This window comes from Mesorhizobium erdmanii (assembly GCF_013170725.1).
Classification (GTDB): domain Bacteria; phylum Pseudomonadota; class Alphaproteobacteria; order Rhizobiales; family Rhizobiaceae; genus Mesorhizobium; species Mesorhizobium erdmanii.
Window position 1 is genome coordinate 1,906,283 of the sequence record NZ_CP033361.1, and the last position, 18,861, is coordinate 1,925,143.

The 18,861-nt window shown below is 62.2% G+C and carries 20 protein-coding genes and 1 pseudogene; 7 read left to right on the forward strand and 14 right to left on the reverse strand.

Features of this window, described 5'->3' with window-relative positions; genetic code table 11:
- Positions 1-165 precede the first annotated feature (165 nt).
- Positions 166-786, forward strand: a complete 621-nt coding sequence (locus EB233_RS09165) for a DJ-1/PfpI family protein (RefSeq protein WP_064991979.1) — start codon at positions 166-168, stop codon at positions 784-786.
- 39 nt (positions 787-825) lie between these two features.
- Here EB233_RS09165 and EB233_RS09170 read toward each other — a convergent pair whose 3' ends face one another.
- The gene (locus EB233_RS09170; RefSeq protein ID WP_064991980.1) at positions 826-1,848 is read right to left on the reverse strand and encodes a fatty acid desaturase; all 1,023 of its coding nucleotides are present in this window, start codon (positions 1,846-1,848) and stop codon (positions 826-828) included.
- Between the two features lie 134 nt (positions 1,849-1,982).
- On the reverse strand, positions 1,983-2,183 hold the full coding sequence (locus EB233_RS09175) for a hypothetical protein (RefSeq protein WP_027056610.1): 201 nt from the start codon (positions 2,181-2,183) through the stop codon (positions 1,983-1,985).
- 238 nt (positions 2,184-2,421) lie between these two features.
- On the opposite strand from EB233_RS09175, the gene grpE reads away from it, so the two are divergent.
- Both grpE and EB233_RS09185 read left to right on the forward strand, forming a co-directional pair.
- Entirely contained in the window at positions 2,422-3,054 is a 633-nt protein-coding gene (grpE, locus tag EB233_RS09180; protein ID WP_027056611.1) for a nucleotide exchange factor GrpE, read from the forward strand.
- Positions 3,055-3,178: 124 nt separating this feature from the next.
- On the forward strand, positions 3,179-3,817 hold the full coding sequence (locus EB233_RS09185; protein ID WP_064991981.1) for a trimeric intracellular cation channel family protein: 639 nt from the start codon (positions 3,179-3,181) through the stop codon (positions 3,815-3,817).
- 52 nt (positions 3,818-3,869) lie between these two features.
- Here the strand turns inward: EB233_RS09185 and olsB are convergent, their stop codons facing one another.
- From olsB to EB233_RS09225, 8 genes and pseudogenes are all read right to left on the reverse strand, one after another.
- Positions 3,870-4,745 carry a l-ornithine N(alpha)-acyltransferase gene (gene olsB, locus EB233_RS09190; protein ID WP_064991982.1) on the reverse strand — a complete coding sequence of 292 codons (876 nt, stop codon included), beginning with the start codon at positions 4,743-4,745 and terminating at the stop codon, positions 3,870-3,872.
- A gap of 287 nt (positions 4,746-5,032) precedes the next feature.
- Complete coding sequence (locus tag EB233_RS09195) at positions 5,033-7,318, reverse strand: PAS domain-containing hybrid sensor histidine kinase/response regulator (RefSeq protein ID WP_064991983.1); 2,286 nt, start codon at positions 7,316-7,318, stop codon at positions 5,033-5,035.
- Between the two features lie 138 nt (positions 7,319-7,456).
- The gene (gene acuI / locus EB233_RS09200) at positions 7,457-8,446 is read right to left on the reverse strand and encodes an acrylyl-CoA reductase (NADPH) (protein ID WP_064991984.1); all 990 of its coding nucleotides are present in this window, start codon (positions 8,444-8,446) and stop codon (positions 7,457-7,459) included.
- A gap of 57 nt (positions 8,447-8,503) precedes the next feature.
- Entirely contained in the window at positions 8,504-9,031 is a 528-nt protein-coding gene (gene lspA / locus EB233_RS09205; protein ID WP_064992117.1) for a signal peptidase II, read from the reverse strand.
- A gap of 11 nt (positions 9,032-9,042) precedes the next feature.
- Positions 9,043-9,900 (reverse strand): TrmH family RNA methyltransferase, encoded by an 858-nt coding sequence (locus tag EB233_RS09210; RefSeq protein WP_027056617.1) that lies wholly within the window; start codon positions 9,898-9,900, stop codon positions 9,043-9,045.
- A 17-nt stretch (positions 9,901-9,917) separates the two neighbouring features.
- Positions 9,918-11,003, reverse strand: a complete 1,086-nt coding sequence (locus EB233_RS09215) for an RsmD family RNA methyltransferase (RefSeq protein WP_064991985.1) — start codon at positions 11,001-11,003, stop codon at positions 9,918-9,920.
- A gap of 117 nt (positions 11,004-11,120) precedes the next feature.
- Positions 11,121-11,324 (reverse strand): hypothetical protein, encoded by a 204-nt coding sequence (locus tag EB233_RS09220; protein ID WP_064991986.1) that lies wholly within the window; start codon positions 11,322-11,324, stop codon positions 11,121-11,123.
- 53 nt (positions 11,325-11,377) lie between these two features.
- Positions 11,378-12,253 (reverse strand): annotated as a pseudogene (locus EB233_RS09225) (IS1 family transposase).
- 177 nt (positions 12,254-12,430) lie between these two features.
- On the opposite strand from EB233_RS09225, the gene EB233_RS09230 reads away from it, so the two are divergent.
- From EB233_RS09230 to EB233_RS09245, 4 genes are all read left to right on the forward strand, one after another.
- A complete protein-coding gene (locus tag EB233_RS09230) occupies positions 12,431-13,981 on the forward strand; it encodes an ATP-dependent nuclease (RefSeq protein ID WP_081294337.1) in 1,551 nt (516 codons plus the stop codon).
- A 477-nt stretch (positions 13,982-14,458) separates the two neighbouring features.
- On the forward strand, positions 14,459-15,148 hold the full coding sequence (locus tag EB233_RS09235) for a helix-turn-helix transcriptional regulator (protein WP_064991988.1): 690 nt from the start codon (positions 14,459-14,461) through the stop codon (positions 15,146-15,148).
- A gap of 74 nt (positions 15,149-15,222) precedes the next feature.
- The gene (locus EB233_RS09240; protein ID WP_064991989.1) at positions 15,223-15,618 is read left to right on the forward strand and encodes a VOC family protein; all 396 of its coding nucleotides are present in this window, start codon (positions 15,223-15,225) and stop codon (positions 15,616-15,618) included.
- A complete protein-coding gene (locus EB233_RS09245; protein ID WP_064991990.1) occupies positions 15,615-16,049 on the forward strand; it encodes an EVE domain-containing protein in 435 nt (144 codons plus the stop codon). The genes EB233_RS09240 and EB233_RS09245 overlap by 4 nt, the downstream gene beginning before the upstream one ends.
- A gap of 1 nt (position 16,050) precedes the next feature.
- Here the strand turns inward: EB233_RS09245 and lhpI are convergent, their stop codons facing one another.
- From lhpI to sppA, 4 genes are all read right to left on the reverse strand, one after another.
- Complete coding sequence (gene lhpI / locus EB233_RS09250) at positions 16,051-17,016, reverse strand: bifunctional Delta(1)-pyrroline-2-carboxylate/Delta(1)-piperideine-2-carboxylate reductase (protein WP_064991991.1); 966 nt, start codon at positions 17,014-17,016, stop codon at positions 16,051-16,053.
- A 37-nt stretch (positions 17,017-17,053) separates the two neighbouring features.
- Complete coding sequence (locus EB233_RS09255) at positions 17,054-17,422, reverse strand: DUF1049 domain-containing protein (protein ID WP_064991992.1); 369 nt, start codon at positions 17,420-17,422, stop codon at positions 17,054-17,056.
- 36 nt (positions 17,423-17,458) lie between these two features.
- Positions 17,459-17,743 carry an integration host factor subunit beta gene (locus EB233_RS09260; RefSeq protein WP_006200394.1) on the reverse strand — a complete coding sequence of 95 codons (285 nt, stop codon included), beginning with the start codon at positions 17,741-17,743 and terminating at the stop codon, positions 17,459-17,461.
- Between the two features lie 80 nt (positions 17,744-17,823).
- The gene (gene sppA / locus EB233_RS09265) at positions 17,824-18,780 is read right to left on the reverse strand and encodes a signal peptide peptidase SppA (protein ID WP_064992118.1); all 957 of its coding nucleotides are present in this window, start codon (positions 18,778-18,780) and stop codon (positions 17,824-17,826) included.
- Positions 18,781-18,861: the final 81 nt, after the last annotated feature.

Sequence of the window (18,861 nt, forward strand, 5' to 3'; positions counted from 1 at the left end):
GTTTTCGTCCACCAGGGAGGGTTGTGTGGTGTCTTTTGCCGATCGCAAAGCAGGCTGGTCGGACCAATTGTGCGATTTATGCTTTTCCTTTTGACATCCGCCCCCTAGGATACGGGTATTATTTCGTGACCAGAAATAAATATGGCCACAAGGGAGGAACCGGGAATGGCTGGCAAGAAGATATTGATGCTCGTTGGCGAGTTCAGCGAGGAGTATGAGATTTTCGTCTTTGAACAGGCCATGCACGCCGTCGGCCACACCGTGCACGTCGTCTGCCCGGACAAGAAGGCGGGCGAGGTGCTGAAGACCTCGCTGCATGATTTCGAAGGCCACCAGACCTACACGGAAAAGCCCGGCCACGACTACATCCTCAACAAGACATTCTCCGAAGTGGACGCGGCCAAATATGACGCCGTCTATGCGGCGGGCGGGCGCGGCCCCGAATACATCCGCATCGACAAGCGGGTGCAGGCCCTGGTGCGGCATTTCCACGAGGCGGGCAAGCCGATCTTCACCATCTGCCATGGCGTGCAGATCCTGATCGCGGTCGACGGCGTGGTGCGCGGCAGGGAAGTGGCGGCGCTGCACTATTGCGAGCCGGAAGTGACGCTGGCCGGCGGCATCTACATCGACGTCGCGCCGACCGGCGCCCATGTCGACGGCAATCTCGTTTCAGCCAAGGGCTGGCCTGGCCTGTCCAACTTCATCCGCGAATGCCTGAAGGTGCTGGGTACCGAAATCCGTCACGGCGAAATCCTGATGCGTGACGAGCGCCAGGCGGCTTGATCCGATGGCAAGCTGCCGCGCCATGGCGCGGCAGTCTTTCTACGCCAAGGCGTGTGCCTCGCGGAACGACACCAGCTTACGGCGGTTTTCGTCCCACAAGGCCAGTTTGACGCAGCGCAGGCTGTCGAGCAGCGTGACGCGGCCAATGCCACGCAGTTCCGGATAATCCCGCAGCACTTCCTGCAGCCGGTAGCCCGGCACCTTGGCGGAGAGGTGATGGACGTGGTGGACGCCGATATTGCCGGTGAACCAGTTCAGCACCGGCGGCAGGTCGTAATAGGACGAGCCGTGCAGGGCGGCATGCTGGAATTCCCAGTCGTCATCCTTCGCCCATTCCGTCTCCTCGAACTGGTGCTGGACGTAGAACAGCCAGATGCCGGCCGAACCGGCGAGAACGACGATCGGCAAGTGGACGACCAGGAACGCACCCGGGCCGACGGCCCAGATAAGCAGGGCCGCCGCAAGCGCGATGGCGAGATTGGTGGTCATCGATGACACCCAAGGCGTCAAGCCGCCGCGCATCATGCCGATCGGCAGCCTTTGCGAGAAGATGAACAGCCAGATCGGTCCAAGACCGAACATCACCAGCGGGTGGCGATAGAGACGATAGCCAAGGCGCCCGCGCCAGGACAATTGCCTGTACTCGGCAACCGTCAGCGTCCTGATGTCGCCCATACCGCGCTCATCGAGATTGCCGGCGCTGGCATGATGTGTCGCGTGGGCGCGCCGCCAGCAATCGTAGGGCGTCAGTGTGAGCACGCCGAGCGCGCGGCCGATCCAGTCGTCGGCGTAGCGGTTGGCGAAGAAGGAGCCATGGCCGCAATCGTGCTGGATCATGAAGATGCGCACCAGGAACCCGGCCGCCGGAAGAACCAGGATCAGTCCCCACCAATGGCCATAGGCATAGGCCGCCGCGGACATGGCCCAGAGCGTGGCGAACGGAATGAGGGTGATGGCGAGTTCGACGGCGCTGCGTCGCCGGTCCGGCTTCTTGTAGCGTGCCAGAATCTTCAGCCAGGCACGCTTGCTGTTGGCGGCCGCGTCGGGGGAAATCATGTTCATCAGGAATCATAGGCGGGGCGTGTGGCCGCCGCAAGGCGACCATCACGTAAAATTACTGTGCGTAATTGTCGCGCGAAAGACGATTTTGAACCGCTCCTTGCGTCCTGAGAGGCGGCGATTGACCGGTCGGCTGCCTATCGGCGACCGCCGCCAAGGCTTTTGCTCTCCATCCGATCGAGATGGTCAAGCAATTCCCTGAAGCGATTGGGAATGTCGGCTTCCGCACGGAAAGCCGGCAAGGTGCGCAGAAAGCGCGTCATCGCCTCGGCACCGAACTGGCGCCTGACTTCGGCGGCGAGCCTTTCTCCTTTTTCAGCCTTGTCGCGAGTCATCATTTCAAAATCCTGTGTCGGCTCCAAAACTCCTCCAGCAAGGGAATGGTTCCCCCATCACGCTTCCGTGGCAAGCCAAGCTGGCAAGCACGGTAAAATTTGAATTAAAATCGAGGCATCCCCATTGATCGCCTTCCAGGTCCGGTCAAAGCTTCAATGGTGGCTTGCCCCTTGATTTTTGACCGCCAAACCTCGATATCGGGCACAAAATCCATACCATTCAAGATGACGGGAAACGGCGATGAGCGACCAGGCAAAAGACGAACGCGCGCCCAGTGAAGCCGAGGCGGCCGAGGCCAATGCCGAGCGCACGGAAGGCGGCATTGACGGCGATTATGAAGCGCTTGTGCGGCTGTTGAAGGAAAATGAAGAGCTGAAGGACCGCGCGCTGCGCGTAGCGGCGGAGATGGAGAACCTGCGGCGCCGGACCGCGCGCGACGTGCACGACGCGCGCACCTATGCGGTTGCGAATTTCGCCCGCGACATGCTGTCGGTGTCGGACAATCTGCGCCGCGCGCTGGACGCCATCCCCGCCGAGGCCAAGGCGTCTGGCGACGCCGGCTTCAAGGCGCTGATCGAAGGCGTCGACCTGACCGAGCGCGCCATGCTGTCGGCGTTGGAACGGCACGGGGTAAAGAAACTGACGCCGGAAGGCGAGAAGTTCGATCCGAACTTCCACCAGGCCATGTTCGAGATTCCCAATCCGGAAGTTCCCGCCGGCACTGTCATCCAGGTGGTGCAACCGGGCTATTCGATCGGAGAGCGCGTGCTGCGTCCGGCCATGGTTGGCGTCGCCAAGGGCGGCCCGAAGATTGCCGCCGAGGCGCCGGTCGAGCCGGGGCCGGTCAATGAGCAGGCGGAGAAGGATGCTTGATAGGGATTAGGCAGTAGGCAGTAGGCAGTAGGCAGTAGGCAGTAGGGAAATAGGCAGTCGTATCAATCGCGCGGCTTCGTGCTATGCATATGCCCCATTCCTAATTCCTAATCCCTACTGCCTCATGCCCTTTAACCCCATCGCCCTTCTCGACTATGCCGGCGTCGCCGTTTTTGCGGCGACCGGGGCGTTGGCCGCGTCGCGCAAGCAGCTCGACATTATCGGGTTCCTGTTCCTGGCCAGTGTCACCGGTATTGGCGGCGGCACGTTTCGCGATCTCATCCTCAATGTGCCTGTCTTCTGGGTGGGAAACCGCGACTACGTGCTGATCTGCGCGGTGGTGGCGGTCCTGGTCTTCTTCACGGCGCACCGCGTCGAATCCCGCTACAAGCTGCTTTTGTGGCTCGACGCCATCGGCCTCGCCGCGTTTTCGGTCATGGGCGCGGCCAAGGGGCTGGCAATCACCGGTTCGCCGGTGGTTTCGATCATCACAGGCATGCTGACCGCGACCTTCGGCGGCATATTGCGCGATCTCCTGGCGGGCGAGCCGTCGGTACTGCTGAGGCCCGAAATCTACGTCACGGCCGCCTTGGCGGGCGCCGCCATCTTCACATTCGGCGACGTTGCCGGATTGCCGCAGATTGTCTCGGGGTTGGCCGGCTTCGTGATGGCGCTTGCAGTGCGCGGCGGCGCGCTGCGTTTCGGCTGGTCGTTTCCGTCGTACAAGAGCCGGCCGGGAAGGCGTCCGGAAGATATTCCGTGAAAGGAAGCGGATAGCGAATAGAACAGGATTGCCGCGGAGCCCTCGCTACTCGCTATGCCGCGAAACGCTGCGCTTCGCCGCCATAATAATTGACGTAGCGGGCACCGATCTCCTTGACCGGCATCACCACGAAGACGTCGACGGTCGAGAATTCGCGGTCGATGACGCAGCCGTCGCCGATGCGGGCACCAACCCTCAGATAGCCCTTGACCAGAGGCGGCATCGCCGCGATCGCCGCCTTGGTGTTGACCGCCTCGATCGGCATCAGGTCCATGGAACAATAGCGCCCCGACACCGCACGCACGTCCCAGGCCGAGTTGGTGCGGCAGTGATGAGCGAGATAGGTAAGCGCCTCGGCATGCGCCGCCGGCACGGTGCCATGGAAGGAGGCACAGCCGGTCATCACGCCGATTTCGTAGTGATTGATGTAGGCCCAGATGCCTTGCCAAAGCGCCTCGATGGTGCGTTTCGAGCGGTATTCCGGCAAAACGCAGGAACGTCCGAGCTCAAGAAAACGCTGGCCGGGATGGCGGGCGATGAGCTTGGTCAGCTCGAATTCGCCTTCTGAATAGAAGCCGCCGGCGGTGGCCGCGATTTCTTGCCGCAGCAGGCGATAGGTGCCGACGATACGGCGGTGTTCGGGACCGGAAAGCGTCGTGTCCAGCACCAGCAGATGGTCGCAAAGCGGATCGAACCGGTCGGCGTCGCGGCGGTCCTGCGCCTGGAACAGGTCCTTCCTGGCGCCAAGCTCGTCATAAAATACCCGGTAGCGCACTTCCTGCGCCGCCGCGATCTCGGCCTCGTTGCGGGCGAGCCGCACTTCGAGATTGCCGATACGGCCGAGCGCTGCGCCTTTTATGACGGAATCGACATTACGTCCGGCAAGCAAGGCGCTGCCGGCGTTCGGCCGAGTGTCACATTCAGGCATAACTGTATGCACGAGTGATTCTCCTTCGAGCCATCCCTCTTGGCACGGGGATACGGTGTAGGTGCAACAGGATTGTGACAGTACCGTGATACGGCGTCTCGGGCAATACTTCGTCGGCTGGCGAAAACGGTCAACCGGCTACGTTGGGTCAGGAAAAAGCAAGCGCGTCGCGTTTGCACCGATCCGCACGAGCCGCTTCAGTTTCTCGTTTTCATGCGTGCCGTCGCGGCAAAACCGCGACAATTTTTGATCGACATACGGCAGACTTGCACCTGAAAACAGGCCGCTCAAGCGGCGGCCTGGCCCTCGACGGCGTTGACCAGGGCGTCGGGGTCGAGCGGCTTGGTGACGAAGCCGGAGGCGCCGTGGGCAAGCACCGTATGGCGGGTCTTTTCCTGGCTGTCGGCCGAAAGCACCATGATCGGCACCGGCGGCGCGGATATTTCCTCCTCATGGCGGCGGATCGCGGCAATGGCGTCCAGACCGTCCATGACCGGCATATGCAGATCCATCAGCACCACGTCGAAGCGGTGCTTGTGCCCGGCACTGGTGACGGCCTCGACCGCGGCCTTGCCGTTGCCGACCACCGTGACGCGGTGCCCCGCCTTCAACAGCGTGGCGCGGGCCAGCATGGCATTGATGTCGTTGTCTTCAGCGATCAGCACGGACAAGCCCTGCTGGCGGCCGCTCGAGGCACTGGCCGGGGCACGGCGCTTCTCCGGCTGCGGCTGGGCAAGGGCCGATGCATGGCTGGTCAAAAGCACACGCAAAAGTGTCCCCCCGCGCACCGGTCGAGCCAGGAAAGTCGCGTAGCCGCTGGCGCGGAACTCGCCGAGCATGCCGCGGTCGGTCGGCGCGATCAGGGTGATGGCTTCGCAATCGGAAAAACCGCTTTGGCGCAACCGCTTGAGCAGCCTTCCGTCACTCTCTTCCATGGCCGCATCGACGAGAAGCGCGTCGCAGCCCTCGGCCAGCGGCGCCGCCTGCGCCATGGTGCTGGCAATACCGGCGGTACCGCCATTGGCACGGATGGTGCGGGCGATGGCCTCGGCCTCGACGGCATTCCTGGAGAGGATCACCGCGTGCCTGCCGGCAAGCGCGTTCTGCCGGCCCTGTGGCGCCTCGGTGGCCTCCCTGGCCGGGATCTCGAAAACGAATTCCGAGCCTTGACCAAGCCGGCTAGAGACCGAAATCGTGCCACCCATGGCAGCCACCAGGCGCTTGGAAATGGCAAGCCCCAGCCCCGCTCCGCCATGCGCGCGCGTCGAGGTGCCGTCGGCCTGCTCGAACTCCTCGAAGATGCGCTCCATGTCCTCGTCGCGCAGGCCGGGCCCGGTGTCGGTAATGGTGAAGCAGATGCGGTCGCTGTTTTCGGTGCGGGCGCGCGCGACGCTGACCAGCACGCCGCCGCCGTCGGTGAACTTGATGGCATTGCCGATCAGGTTGAGCAGCACCTGACGGACCCGGCCTGGATCGGCGGTGATTAATTGCGGTACATCCGGTTCGACGTGGCAGCCGAGGCCGATACCCTTGGCGAAGGCGCGCGCGGCGAGCAATTCGATGATGTTGTCGGCGATCTCGCGCACCGACATCGGTTGCGGTTCCGGGTCGAAGCGACCGGCCTCGATCTTGGAATAGTCGAGCAGGTCCTCGATCAGGGCGAGCAAGGCACTGGCCGAGGTCGAGATGGCACCGACATAGGTCTGCTGTTCCGGCGACAGGCTGGTGTCGGCGAGCAGCCTCGCCATTCCCATGATGCCGTTCATCGGCGTGCGGATTTCATGGCTGACGGTGGCGAGAAAGCGCGATTTGGCCTGGCTTGCGTATTCGGCCCGTTCGCGCGCGGTGATCAGCGAGGATTCGGCGCGCTTGCGGGCGGTGATGTCGCGGGCGATGGCGCGATGCGAAACCGCACCGCTGTCCTTTTCGCGCACCGAAAGCTCGATCCAGGAGAACCAGCGCGAGCCGCCCGGCGTGCGGATGGCGACATCGGTGGAACTCAGGCACTCGTGGTCGGAAAAGGCGGCGTCGGGAACGATGCCGACCTCGATGCCGAGTTCGGCCAGGGTCTTGCCGGCAAGATCGCGCGGATCGGTTTCGACGAGATCGGCGAACACCTTGTTGGCATAGACGATGTAACCGTCACGGTCGCGGTGGATGACGAGATCGCCAAGCGCGTCGATGAGACCGCGAAAGCGCTCCTCGCTTTCCTGCATTTCCCACATGCGGTCGGCCAGCGTCTCGATCTCGGCGCGGCTGCGAGCGGTGGTCTCGTCGAGCAGCACCACGGTCCGGTGGACGCGGCGTCTGGCATGCAGGTGCATTCCCAGGCCGGCAAGGCCGGTTGCCAGCAATGCGAGACTGATGAAGATCGGCGCCCCAGTGAGATACGCAAGGCCCGCCAGGATCATGATGGCAACGAAGGTGAGCGGCGGCAGGCCTTCCCGTCTGACCAATTGCTGCTCGGGCACCAGCGGCGGCGCGGCGATAAACCGCCGTCCCGGCGCCGGCACGGCAACTGCGTCGACGTCGTCGCCCTTGTCCACCTGCTGGCTGTCGGATTCCGCGATCATGCGAAACCCTTGGCAGAGAGAGATTATGGAAAATTGCGGCGGATCGTTCGAATTTTAGCGGATGCGCCTCTTTTTGCCCGCGGCGCCCGATTTGTCGTCGCAGAGTGTCAATTCCGCCAACCTTCCGGCCTGGCGAACTCACATGTCGACGACGACGCGACCGCGGATCTTGCCGTCGACGATGTCGCGCGCGGCATCGATGATGCCGTCGAAACCAATGGTCGTGGATAGGCTGGCGAGCTTCTCCAGGTCGAGATCGGCGCCGATGCGCCGCCAAGCCTCGAGGCGAACGGCCTTCGGCGCCATCACCGAATCGATACCAAGAAGCGAGACGCCGCGCAGGATGAAGGGGGCGACGCTCGACGGCAAATCCATGCCGCCGGCCAGACCGCAGGCCGCGACCGCGCCGCCATAGGAGGTCATCGACAGCACATTGGCCAGTGTGTGGCTGCCGACCGAATCGATCCCGCCCGCCCAGCGTTCCTTGGCCAGCGGCTTGGCCGGCTGGCTCAGTTCGTCGCGCGAGATCACCTCGGCGGCGCCGAGGTTGATCAGATAGGGGCTTTCGGCATTGCGCCCGGTCGAGGCAATGACGTGGTAACCGAGGCTGGACAGGATGGAGACCGCGACCGAACCGACGCCGCCGGCCGCACCCGTCACCACGACCGGACCGCGATCGGGCAGGATGCCGTGACGCTCCAGCGCCATGACGCTGAGCATGGCGGTGTAGCCGGCGGTGCCGACCGCCATGGCGTCATGCGCGCTGATGCCCTCCGGCAGTGGCACCAGCCAGTCGCCCTTGACTCGGGCACGCCCCGCATAGGCGCCAAAATGCGTCTCGCCGACACCCCAGCCGTTGAGGATGACCTTGTCGCCCTTGCGCCAGTCGGGATTGGAGGACGAGATGACCGTGCCAGCAAAGTCGATGCCCGGCACCAGCGGCCAGCGGCGGACCACCGGCGCCTTGCCTGATATGGCCAGTCCATCCTTGTAGTTCACCGTCGTTGCCTCGACCGCGACGGTGACGTCACCCTCCATCAGGTCGGCTTCGGTGAGATCCGCCACGGCGACCGACTGCTTCTTGTCGGCGTCGCGCGAGACGAGAATGGCTTTGAAGGTTTGCGACATCTTTTTCTCCGCGAGCTTGCTTGGCGTCCTGGACTGTGCGGCGATGGCCGCGCGCGGTCAATCTTTGGAAGGCTTGGCTTTGGAAGGCGTGGCTTTGGAGGGCGTGGCGTTCGAAGGTTTGGGCTCGCGCCGCCAGCCGATGAGTTCGTCGAAGACGACAAGAGCCGCGCCCACGGAAATGAGAGCGTCGGCGAGGTTGAAGACGGCAAAGGACCAGACCGGCGTGTGGAACAGGATGTAGTCGATGACGTGGCCGTAGACGGCGCGGTCGATCAGATTGCCCAGCGCACCGCCGATGATCAGGGCAAAGCCTATACGGGCGGAGACATGGCCTGACGGCGTATGGGTGGCAAGGTAGAGCACGAAAGCGACGACCAGCGCGGCAATGACCACCAGGCCGGTGTCGCCGAAGGAGGAGAACATCGAGAAGGCGATGCCGGTGTTGTAGGTGCGAAACAGCGCCAGGAACGGGACCAGATCGAGCTTTTCCTGAAAGGGCAGGCCGGTCTCGACCAGATGCTTTATCCACTGATCGAGCGCGATGGCCGCGACGACGAGAAGGGCGTAGGGGGACCATGATCTCAAGGCGGCAACCTTCATTGTTGGTCGGCGATCGGTTCAAGCTTCAGCGCGCCGCGCCGGATCTCGAACAGCATGATGCCGGTGGCGACGGCGAGATTGAGCGAATCGGCACGGCCCGCTTGCGGAATCCTGAGCAACCTGTCGCAGCTCGCCGCCAGGCTTTCGGGCAGGCCTTGCTGCTCATTGCCCATCATCAACAGCACCGGCCCACGGGAAAAATCGACCGAGCGGTAGTCGACGGCTCCTTTCAGATGCGTGCCGGCGACCAGACCTGAAAACCCGCCGCGCCAGGCAAGGAACGCCTCGGTATTTGCCCTCGCCACCGGCACGGCGAAAATGGAACCCATGGTGGCGCGCACCGTCTCCACGGAAAACGGATCGGTGGTGTCGCCGACCAGGATGACGCCCTTGGCACCGACGGCATCGACGGTACGGATGACGGTGCCGAGATTACCGGGATCGCGCACCCGGTCGAGCGCCACCCAGACATCGCCATTGTCGGCGCGGATGTCCTTCAGGGCCAGGAATTTCTGCGTAAAGACACCGACCACCATCTGCGGATTGTCGCGGCGGGTGATGGCGACAAGCACTTTTTCCGACACTTCGAGCACCGTGCCGCCGGCGGCAACCGTGCGCGCAGCGACCTTTTCCACCGCGGCATTGCCACGCCCGGCCTTGGCAAACACCAGCGTCCTGATCTGCCAGCCGAGGTCGAGCGCATCGATGACCAGCTTCAGCCCCTCGGCCATGAAGGCGTTCTGCTGGTCGCGGAATTTCTTCAGGGCGAGCGCCTTGATGTCCTTGATCAGCGGATTGGCGAGGCTGGTGACTTCCTTCACCTGGCCGGGTGCACCGACGTGCCGTTCGTTCATTCGGGACTCCCGGGCATTCAGGCCAACCAACGCGAAAACAGTGAGGTCGAAAGCGCCCGGCCGGCGGACTTTTCGCGGATGATCAGCTCACCCGATTCAACCCTGCCGCCCATACCGGCAAAGGTGTCGCGCATCAGAGCATGGATGGCGAAGAAGGAGGCGCGGATCGAGTAGGCGGTCAGCACCACGGCGAGCGGTTTCGGCGTCAGGATCGCCCGGCATAGATCGGTCAATGCCGGGAGGTCCTCGAACAATTGCCAGACCTCGCCCTTGGGACCGCGACCATAGGCCGGCGGATCGAAGAGCACGATGTCGTAGCGGCTGCCGCGGCGCTCCTCGCGCTCGGCGAATTTCACCGCGTCGTCGACGATCCAGCGGATCGGCTTGCCGCCGAGCCCGGCCATCTCCTGGTTTTCACGCGCCCAGCCGATCGCCTTCTTCGAGGCATCGACATGAGTGACCTCGGCACCCGCGCGGGCCGCCACCAGCGAGGCAAGGCCGGTATAGCCGAACAGGTTGAGCACCTTGACCGGCCGCCTGGCCGCCGCGATCAGGCCCGCCATATGGTCCCAGTGCGAGGCCTGTTCGGGAAAGACGCCGACATGGCGAAACGAGGTGAAGCGGCCGAGATAGTCGATGCCGTCATGTTTCATCGGCCAGGTTTCGCCGAGCGGCGCTTTGGGAAAGCGCCAGCGTCCGATGCCTTCCTCGTCGGTGTCGCCGGTAAAGACGGCGTCGACGCGCTCCCAGTCCTTCGCCGGCAGCGCCTTCTGCCAGATTGCCTGGCCCTCGGGCCGCACGATGCGGTAGGGGCCATATTGTTCGAGTTTCTGGCCGGTGCCGCTGTCGAGCAGCGCATAATCGGCGTTGGGCGCCACTTCGAGGATTACCGGAAGCTGCTCGGCGGGCAATGACCCTTCGCGGCGGGCGAGGATGCGGGGTGCGGATTTCGGTTCGGCGCGATCATCGGTCCTGGTCTCATGCCGCTCGCGCGGCCTGGCATCCGGTCGTGCGGCTCCACGGGGCTCGTTCGGACGCAATTCCGCGGTTCCGCCTTTCGCGGGCGGGCGGTTGTCGCGGCGTTTGTCGCGAAAAGACTTCAAGCGGGAGCATCTCCGAGCGGCGTGCCGCTTTTGGCATAGGGCAACCGGCTTCGCAACCAAGTCCGCCGCTGGGTAGTGGGTCAGTTTGAAATTCCGATGGCGCTTATCGCAAGCCCGTTAGGTATGCCCTAGCGATGAAAAGATCGCCAGAAGATAGAGGGCGAAGAGACCAGGCAGGCTTAGCACGGCGGCAAAGACAAGTATCAGGATGCGCACGCCAAGTGGCAAATTCCTGACGAAGATTCCAATTCCCCAAAAAAAGATGGCGCCTATGGTCGGGATTCCGACGACGCCCATAAATGACTGGAAAGTTTCGCTCATTGCGCGCCTCGCCGTTCTTCTAAATTGAGACGCTACCGGCTTTTTCTTAAAGCTTAGCTTTCGGCGCGTATTTTGTAGGGACCGCGCATGGTTGGCTTTTCATCTTCCTTCGCTTCGATCAGCGCAACGACATCCGCAATCTCCCAAAGCTTGTCAGTCACGCCAGCGGCCATAGCTGGCGTGACACGCAGCGTCTTATGGATGCGGACGAAGTTGAATACATGAAGTGCAGGGCGACCGCGTTGGCGTGGGCTTCCACCTTCTTTGAGAAGCCGTTGGTCAGGCGGGTGAAGCGGCGCATGTGCATCCGCATTGTGAGGTTCTGGCGTTCGGCAAATGACGTGCTGACGTGCTCGGGATTGCCTTCGATGGTCTCTTTGCGAGCGCCAGTGCATTCGGCGGGGCTATAGCGGCCTTTGGCGCTATCCGGCGACGTGCCGTAAATCTTGATCAGCATAGCGTAATCAACGTCACCACCGAAAGCGCCTTCCGCCGCTTCAAGGTAGGTCCTATGGCCATTGCTGGTCAGCTGGACGCGATTGGCGAGACGGCGCGAAAGATCGTCAATGAAGGCCATCGCGTATTCGCTGTCGCGACCGCCGACCAGCCAAGACATGACAAGCTTGGTGTCGGCATCAATGGCTGTCCAAGTCCAAGTGTCGCCAGCCCATTCCGGTGCAGCCTTGGCAGCGCGGACGTTCTTTTCCTTGGCATAGGTGAACGACCAGATTTCATCGTCCTGAATGCGCTTGCTGGTCAGGTTGCGAAGAGTTTCGTCTTGATAGTAGGCACATACAGCGCCCGCGTCCGAAAGCAGCTTGGCGACCGTGTTTTTGCTCATACCCATGACGCGCGTTATTGCGCGGATCGACTGGCCTTCACAGAGCATGGAGGATTTGCGCGCGGGTCTTGGTGTCGAGCTTGTTCATACCCTTAATATCGAGGGGTTTCATCCTTTTGGTCAATTTAACGGTAGTGACTATGGGGTCACTACCGGGTATCTGTTGCCATAATCAATATTTTATGGCAATAATCTGTCATTAGGCCGGTAGCGGACTCGGCTTGGAACCGTGCTAGCCCGGCTTTAGACAGATTGGAGAGCCGCTATGAGCAATAGCCGCGAAATTCGTCGCCTTCAGGCCAAGTGGCAACAAAACACAGGCTGGCCGAAGCGGCTCGACTGGATTGAAATTGAAGGAATTCGAGGGTGGGTCGGGCAAAGAATCCCGTTCAACTTCCCCATAGTCGCAGTTGTGGGGGAAAACGGTTCTGGGAAGAGCACAATCCTCCAGTGCGCCGCATCAACCTACCAGCCACCCGCTAACGCTCGCCGATCGGAGGATTCGGAAAACAGCAAAGGATGGTTTGCTTCCGACTTCCTTCCTAAGACAATTTGGGAAGACGTGAGGGCCGGCGAGATCAAGTTCTCGGTTCGCGAGGGGGAACGTTCCAGGATCGGATCGGTTCGCAAACCTGGTGATCGCTGGCGCGGCAATCCGGAGCGGCCAGATAGAAGCGTGAACTACATCGACCTCCGCCGTCTACAACCGATTGTGGCACGAACTGGCTATTCAAAATTAGCTAAGGACGCCACTATGGAAATGTCCGCCTCAGCTTTCGACAAGGTGAAGCTTGCTAGGCTTAGCCAGATAATGGGCCGCGCGTTTGGGGCAACTCGCATGGCGCTAACCGATGCCGACGACAAGCGCATTGTCCCGGTTTTCCAAGATAGAGACCAAACGTACTCCGGCTATCACGCGGGCGCCGGACAGATGACAATCGCGGAATTTCTGCGCGTTGAACCGGAGCAACATAGCTTGCTTCTGATTGATGAAATCGAGACCTCACTTCACCCACGAGCGCAACGCCGTCTTATCCGCGATTTGGCGGAGATGTGCCGTGAGCGGGATATGCAGATCATCGTAACAACCCACTCGCCATATGTGCTTGCGGAACTGCCGCTGGAGGCCAGAATTTATCTAATGCAGGGCCAGTCTGGTCGGCACGTCATGACAGGGGTTAGTCCCGAATTCGCAATGACCAAGATGGATGAATACCCCCATCCCGAGTGCGAAATTTATGTCGAAGACATACGCTCTCAAACGCTTTTGCGGGAGATCCTTGTTGCCCACTCCAAAGGGCTGGTCGAGCGTTGCTCAATGATCCCTTTTGGTCTGGCAAGCGTTGGTCGAACGTTGGGTATAATGGTTTCTCAAAACAGGTTCCCGCGCCCCTCATATGTGTTTCTGGACGGAGACCAATCGGAAGCGCCGGGATGTACGCTCTTGCCCGGTGGTGATGCTCCAGAACGGGTGGTTTTCGGCGATCTACAACGATTTGCTTGGGGCAAGCTTCGCGAGAGAATCGGAAGGCCATACGCCGAGGTAGCCGATATCTGCACAAAGGCGATGGCGCTTACTGATCATCATGATTGGGTGAAGCAAGCGGCTAGCAGTTTGACATTGCCGGGCGAAACGCTTTGGCAAGCGATGTGCGCTGAATGGGCTACGACCATTCTGGATACACAGACGGCAAAGCCAATCGTTCAAATCATCTCAGATTTGTTGTTGGCGCAGCCTACTCAGGTTTCTTCTCCCACCGTGCGGCTGCCGCTTTTTGAGCGATCTGCCGACGCTTTTGAGGATCAAGTGCCTTAGCTCTGGCTGCCCCGCCTTTTAGTCCGCCTTCGCGTCCTCTTGTCGAAGCTGATGGGTCTTCAGCCTCGCCTGTGGCAAGTGCGACAATCGACTTGCCAACTGGTTAGGATCGCGCGGGCGTTTTGGATTGCTCACTTAGCTAACTCCTTGCAATCCAAGCATTCAACGAGAGTGCCTGCCGACGTCCGGCCGTAGGTTCGGATTGCGAACCCAGGCGACATACGCTCAACGCTAAGTGTGTCATCCTTCATGTAGGGATGGTCATCTTCGGAAAACGTTATTTCGCCTTGTTTCCCGCACCGTGGGCATTTGAGCGAAACCGACCATCCATCACGTGCTGCCATCAGCGCAATATGGCATTGCGGCCTGTCAGTTCAAAGGCCAGATTTCAAACTGACCCACTACCCGCTGCGGCCGTTCTAATGCTCATGTCGGTCAGAGATGGACCGATGTCAAAGAAACAGGCAAATCTGCTGGATGTCCCGCTCCGAACGCCTGTTCGACCTTATCCAGTGCCTGCGCCGGCATCGCCGGCCGGTGAGCGGGCAGGTGCTGGCCGCTGAGCTAGGGATTTCGATCCGCACACTCTACCGCGACATCGCCACGCTGCAGGGGCAGGGCGCGCCGATCGAGGGCGAGGCGGGTCTGGGCTACGTGCTGAAGCCCGGTTTCATGCTGCCGCCGCTGATGTTCTCGGACGAGGAGATCGAAGCCATCGTGCTCGGCTCACGCTGGGTCGCCAGGCAGCCGGACCGGCGTCTTTCCGCCGCCGCCGTCAGTGCGCTGGCCAAGATCGCGGCCGTGCTGCCGGACGATCTGCGCGAGGATCTTGATGCCTCGACGCTGCTGGTCGGGCCATCGGCGCAAGCCATCGAGGGCATCGATCTCGGCACCGTTCGGCAGGCCATCCGCAACGAACGCAAGATCGGTTTTCTCTACCAGGATGCCGGCGGTGCCGCGTCGCAGCGTGTGGTCTGGCCGTTTGCGCTCGGTTTCTTCGACAAGGTGCGGGTGGTGGTGGCGTGGTGCGAGATGCGGCAGGATTTCCGGCATTTTCGCGCCGATCGCATATCCGGTCTCAACGCCACCGACACGCGCTATCCGCGCCGCCGCCAGGTGCTGCTCAAGGAATGGCGGGCGACGTTCGACAAGCCCCGTGAGTCATGACGGCTACTGCCGGAATCTGACAGTAGCCTGCTCTAGGTTCAGCACATCGAAACGCTGACCTTTGGACGGCAGACATGACCACCCCGAATTTCGTCATCCTCTATGTCGACCAGCCATTGCGGAGCGGTGCCTTCTACAGCGCCCTGCTCGGACGCGAGCCGGCCGAAAGCGCGCCGACCTTCGTGCTGTTCGTGCTCGACAACGGCTTCAAGCTCGGCCTCTGGTCGCGTCATACGGTCGAACCGGCGGCGGCCGCGACGGGGGGTGGCGGCGAGATCGTGTTCGCAATGGAGACGCCTGATGCGGTCGACGCCACCCATGCCGACTGGTCCGGCCGCGGCCTTAAGATCCTGCAGACGCCGACCGATCTGGATTTCGGCCGAACTTTCGTCGCGCTCGATCCTGACAATCACCGCCTGCGTGTCTACTGGCTGTCCGATGGGAAACAGGCCAATGGGGAACAGAAATGAGCGCGTGTTGGGTCGCGGTCGCATCGGCCGAGCATGTCCGGCGCGGCCGCAGGGACGGCTTCATGCAGGTCAACCACGGCAAGGCGGCGCCGCTGCGTCGCATCAAGCCCGGCGACGGCATCGTCTATTATTCGCCGACTACAATTCTGGGGGAAAAGGATGGCCTGCAGGCTTTCACGGCAATCGGCACCGTGCGGGAAGGCGAACCCTATCAGGGCGACATGGGCAGCGGCTTTACCCCGTTCCGGCGCGATGTCGACTGGGCGCTTGCCGAGGAAGCGTCGATCAAGCCGCTGCTCCAACAACTGGCCTTCACCGCTGGCAAGTCGAACTGGGGATATCAGCTGCGCCTTGGTCTGTTCGAAATCACCGATCGCGATTTTCGCCTGATCGCCGACGCGATGGGCGCAGGAATGGAGACGGCGAGTTAGACTACGCTTTCAGCGCGTCATAAACGGCAATACCGGCGGCGAGGTCCTCGAGTGCCGCGCCGACCGATTTGAACAGCGTGATCTCGTTGGGGCTCTGGCGGCCTTTCTTCTGGCCGCGCGCCAGTTCGTGCAAATCGGCGACTATGGCGTCCGGCTTCAGCAGGCCGGAGGCCAGCGGCTGGACGATGTCGCCGGCCTCCTTGGTGGCGCCGGCGCGGGTGTCGACATAGACGCGGGCACGCGTGATCGCGTCATCATCGCTTTCGCGCATCGTCGGCGTAAAGCCGCCGACCAGGTCGACATGGGTCCCCGGCCGCAACCGCGCTCCCTTGATCAGCGGCGTGGTGGTGATCGTCGCCGAGGAAACGATATCGGCCTCGCCAAGCTCGGCATCGAGATCGGTCGCGGCGGTGGCCGCGAAGCCCTCGGCGCGCAACTCGGCCGCGACTTTCTCGGCGTTGGCCGGTGTACGGTTCCAGATGCGGATGGTCTTGATCGGCCGCACCGCGCAATGCGCCTTGGCGAGGAACGGCGACAGCGCGCCGGCGCCGGCCACAAGCAGCCGCGAGGCATCGTCGCGGGCCAGGTAGGACGCCGCCAGCGCCGAAGCGCAGGCGGTGCGCCACTGCGTGAGGCGCTGGCCGTCGATCAGGGCTTCGGGTTCGCCGGTGCTGCCATCGAGCAGGAGATAGAGCCCCATCACCGCCGGCTTGCCGATGGCGTTGTTGTCGGGCGAGACCGTGACTATCTTGACGCCGATATGGCCACCGGCCGAGCTGCCGGCGGCGTTGAAATCGGTCCATGCCGGCATCAGCAGCAAGGTCGAGGCCGCACCATCCGGCCGCTCGACCGCGTGATGATGCCTGACGGGCTGTACGGCGCCATCACGGAAAGCCGTGCGCAACGTCTCGACCAATCCGGGGAAGGTCAGCGCATGATCGACCTCGGCGGCCGAAATGGTCAGCATGACAAGCTCCGTGGAAGAAAAGGCGCCAGCCGGCTCATCAATTGGTCGGCTTTGGCAATGCCGATCCTCGGGCCGATCCTTGGGCCGATCCCTGAGATGATCCCTGTGGCGCCGCCGGCGCGCGGCTGACCGCCTGACGCAGATTTTCCGCCTCGACGCCGCGCTGGCGCGCCAGCTTGCGGTAGCGGCCCTGCTTGACCCAGGTCGCCAGGCTGCCGACGATCATGCCGATGGCGAGCGCCAGGAACAGGAAGATAAACAGCGGCAAGGTGAGCGTCAGCTTCGGATTGCCGGGATTGAACGGGTCCAGCGTGAAGGCGACGAGTTCGCGGTTGGCGACGGCGAGCGCGATCAGGATGATCGCAAGAGGCACGAAGACCACGATGAGCATGAAACGATTGAGCATTATGTTTTCCGTCGGAAGCCGGCGCTGAAGCCGCGCCTACTTGCCGCCGTTCAGCCTTTCGCGCAGTTCCTTGCCGGTCTTGAAGAACGGCACCCATTTCTCCTCGACCTCGACGGATTCTCCGGTGCGCGGGTTGCGGCCGGTGCGGGCGGGTCGGTTTTTCACCGAAAAAGCACCGAAACCGCGCAACTCGACCCGATTGCCTTCGGCAAGGGCGTCGGTGATCTCGTCGAAGATCGCGCCGACGATGTTTTCGACGTCGCGCAGGAAAAGATGCGGATTGCGCGTGGCAATAATCTGCACAAGTTCGGACTTGATCATCAGACGTGTCCCCGTGAAAGCAGTGCGGTCAAAATTATGAGGATGATTTTATTGGCTTTTTCAGCTGTCCCAAACCGCACTCAAGGGTGCCAGACGGAAACGAGGCCGTCAAGAAACAAGCGGTCGGCGCCAAGTTCGTGGATGACATCGCCGCTGGAGTCCGGCAGGCCGAGTGCGCTACCGACCATTTTCACCGTGGCTTTCGACCACAGGAAGCTGCCGCGCCGGTCGGTGTCCTTCCATTCAACCACCTTGAGCTTGGCGTCGACACCCTTGGTCGCCAGCCAGTCGATCGCCTCGGTCTCGCCGCCGACGGCGTCGATCAGCCCGTTGGCGACACCCTGGCGGCCGGTGAAGATCGACCCGTCAGCAAGCGCCAGTGCCTGTTCGCGGGTCATCTTGCGCCGTTCGGCGACAATGCCGACAAACCAGTCGTAGCTGTCGAGGATAAGCTTGCGGACCATGGCGCGCTCGTCGTCATTGGTCGGCTTGAAGGGAGAGGGCGAGGCCTTGAGCGGCGAGGATTTCACCTCCTCCAGCTTGACGCCGAGCTTGTCCATCAGGCCGCTGACGTCGGGGTACTGGATCAGCACGCCGATCGAGCCGACGATCGAGGTCTTGCGGGCGACGATGTGATCGGCGGCGCTGGCGATCATGTAACCCGCCGACGCGGCGAGCGTGCCGACTTCGGCCACGACCGGCTTGTCGGCTGCCACCTTGCGCACTTCCTCATAGATCGATTCACCGCCGACAGTGGTACCGCCGGGTGAATCGATCGCCAGGATAACGCCTTTCACCTTCGACGATTTGCGGATGTCCTCCAGCCGCTTGATCAGTTCCTCGTCCTCGGTGATCGTGCCTTCGATCCTGACCTTGGCGATATGGTCGACGGACGAGCCGCCGAGATCGTCGCGATAGAACCAGGCCGACAGCGCAATCACTCCGAGCGCGACGATGCCGATGGCCGCAACACGCCAGAATGTCAGCTTGCGCCGCAAGCGGCGGCGGTCGATCAGGTCGTCGGCTCTCAATGCCATGGTCAGCCTCACAGTCGGCGGGAAGAGACGCTTTTAGACCATGATGAACGCATCGGGAAGCGGTTCCGTCTTGCCGATGGC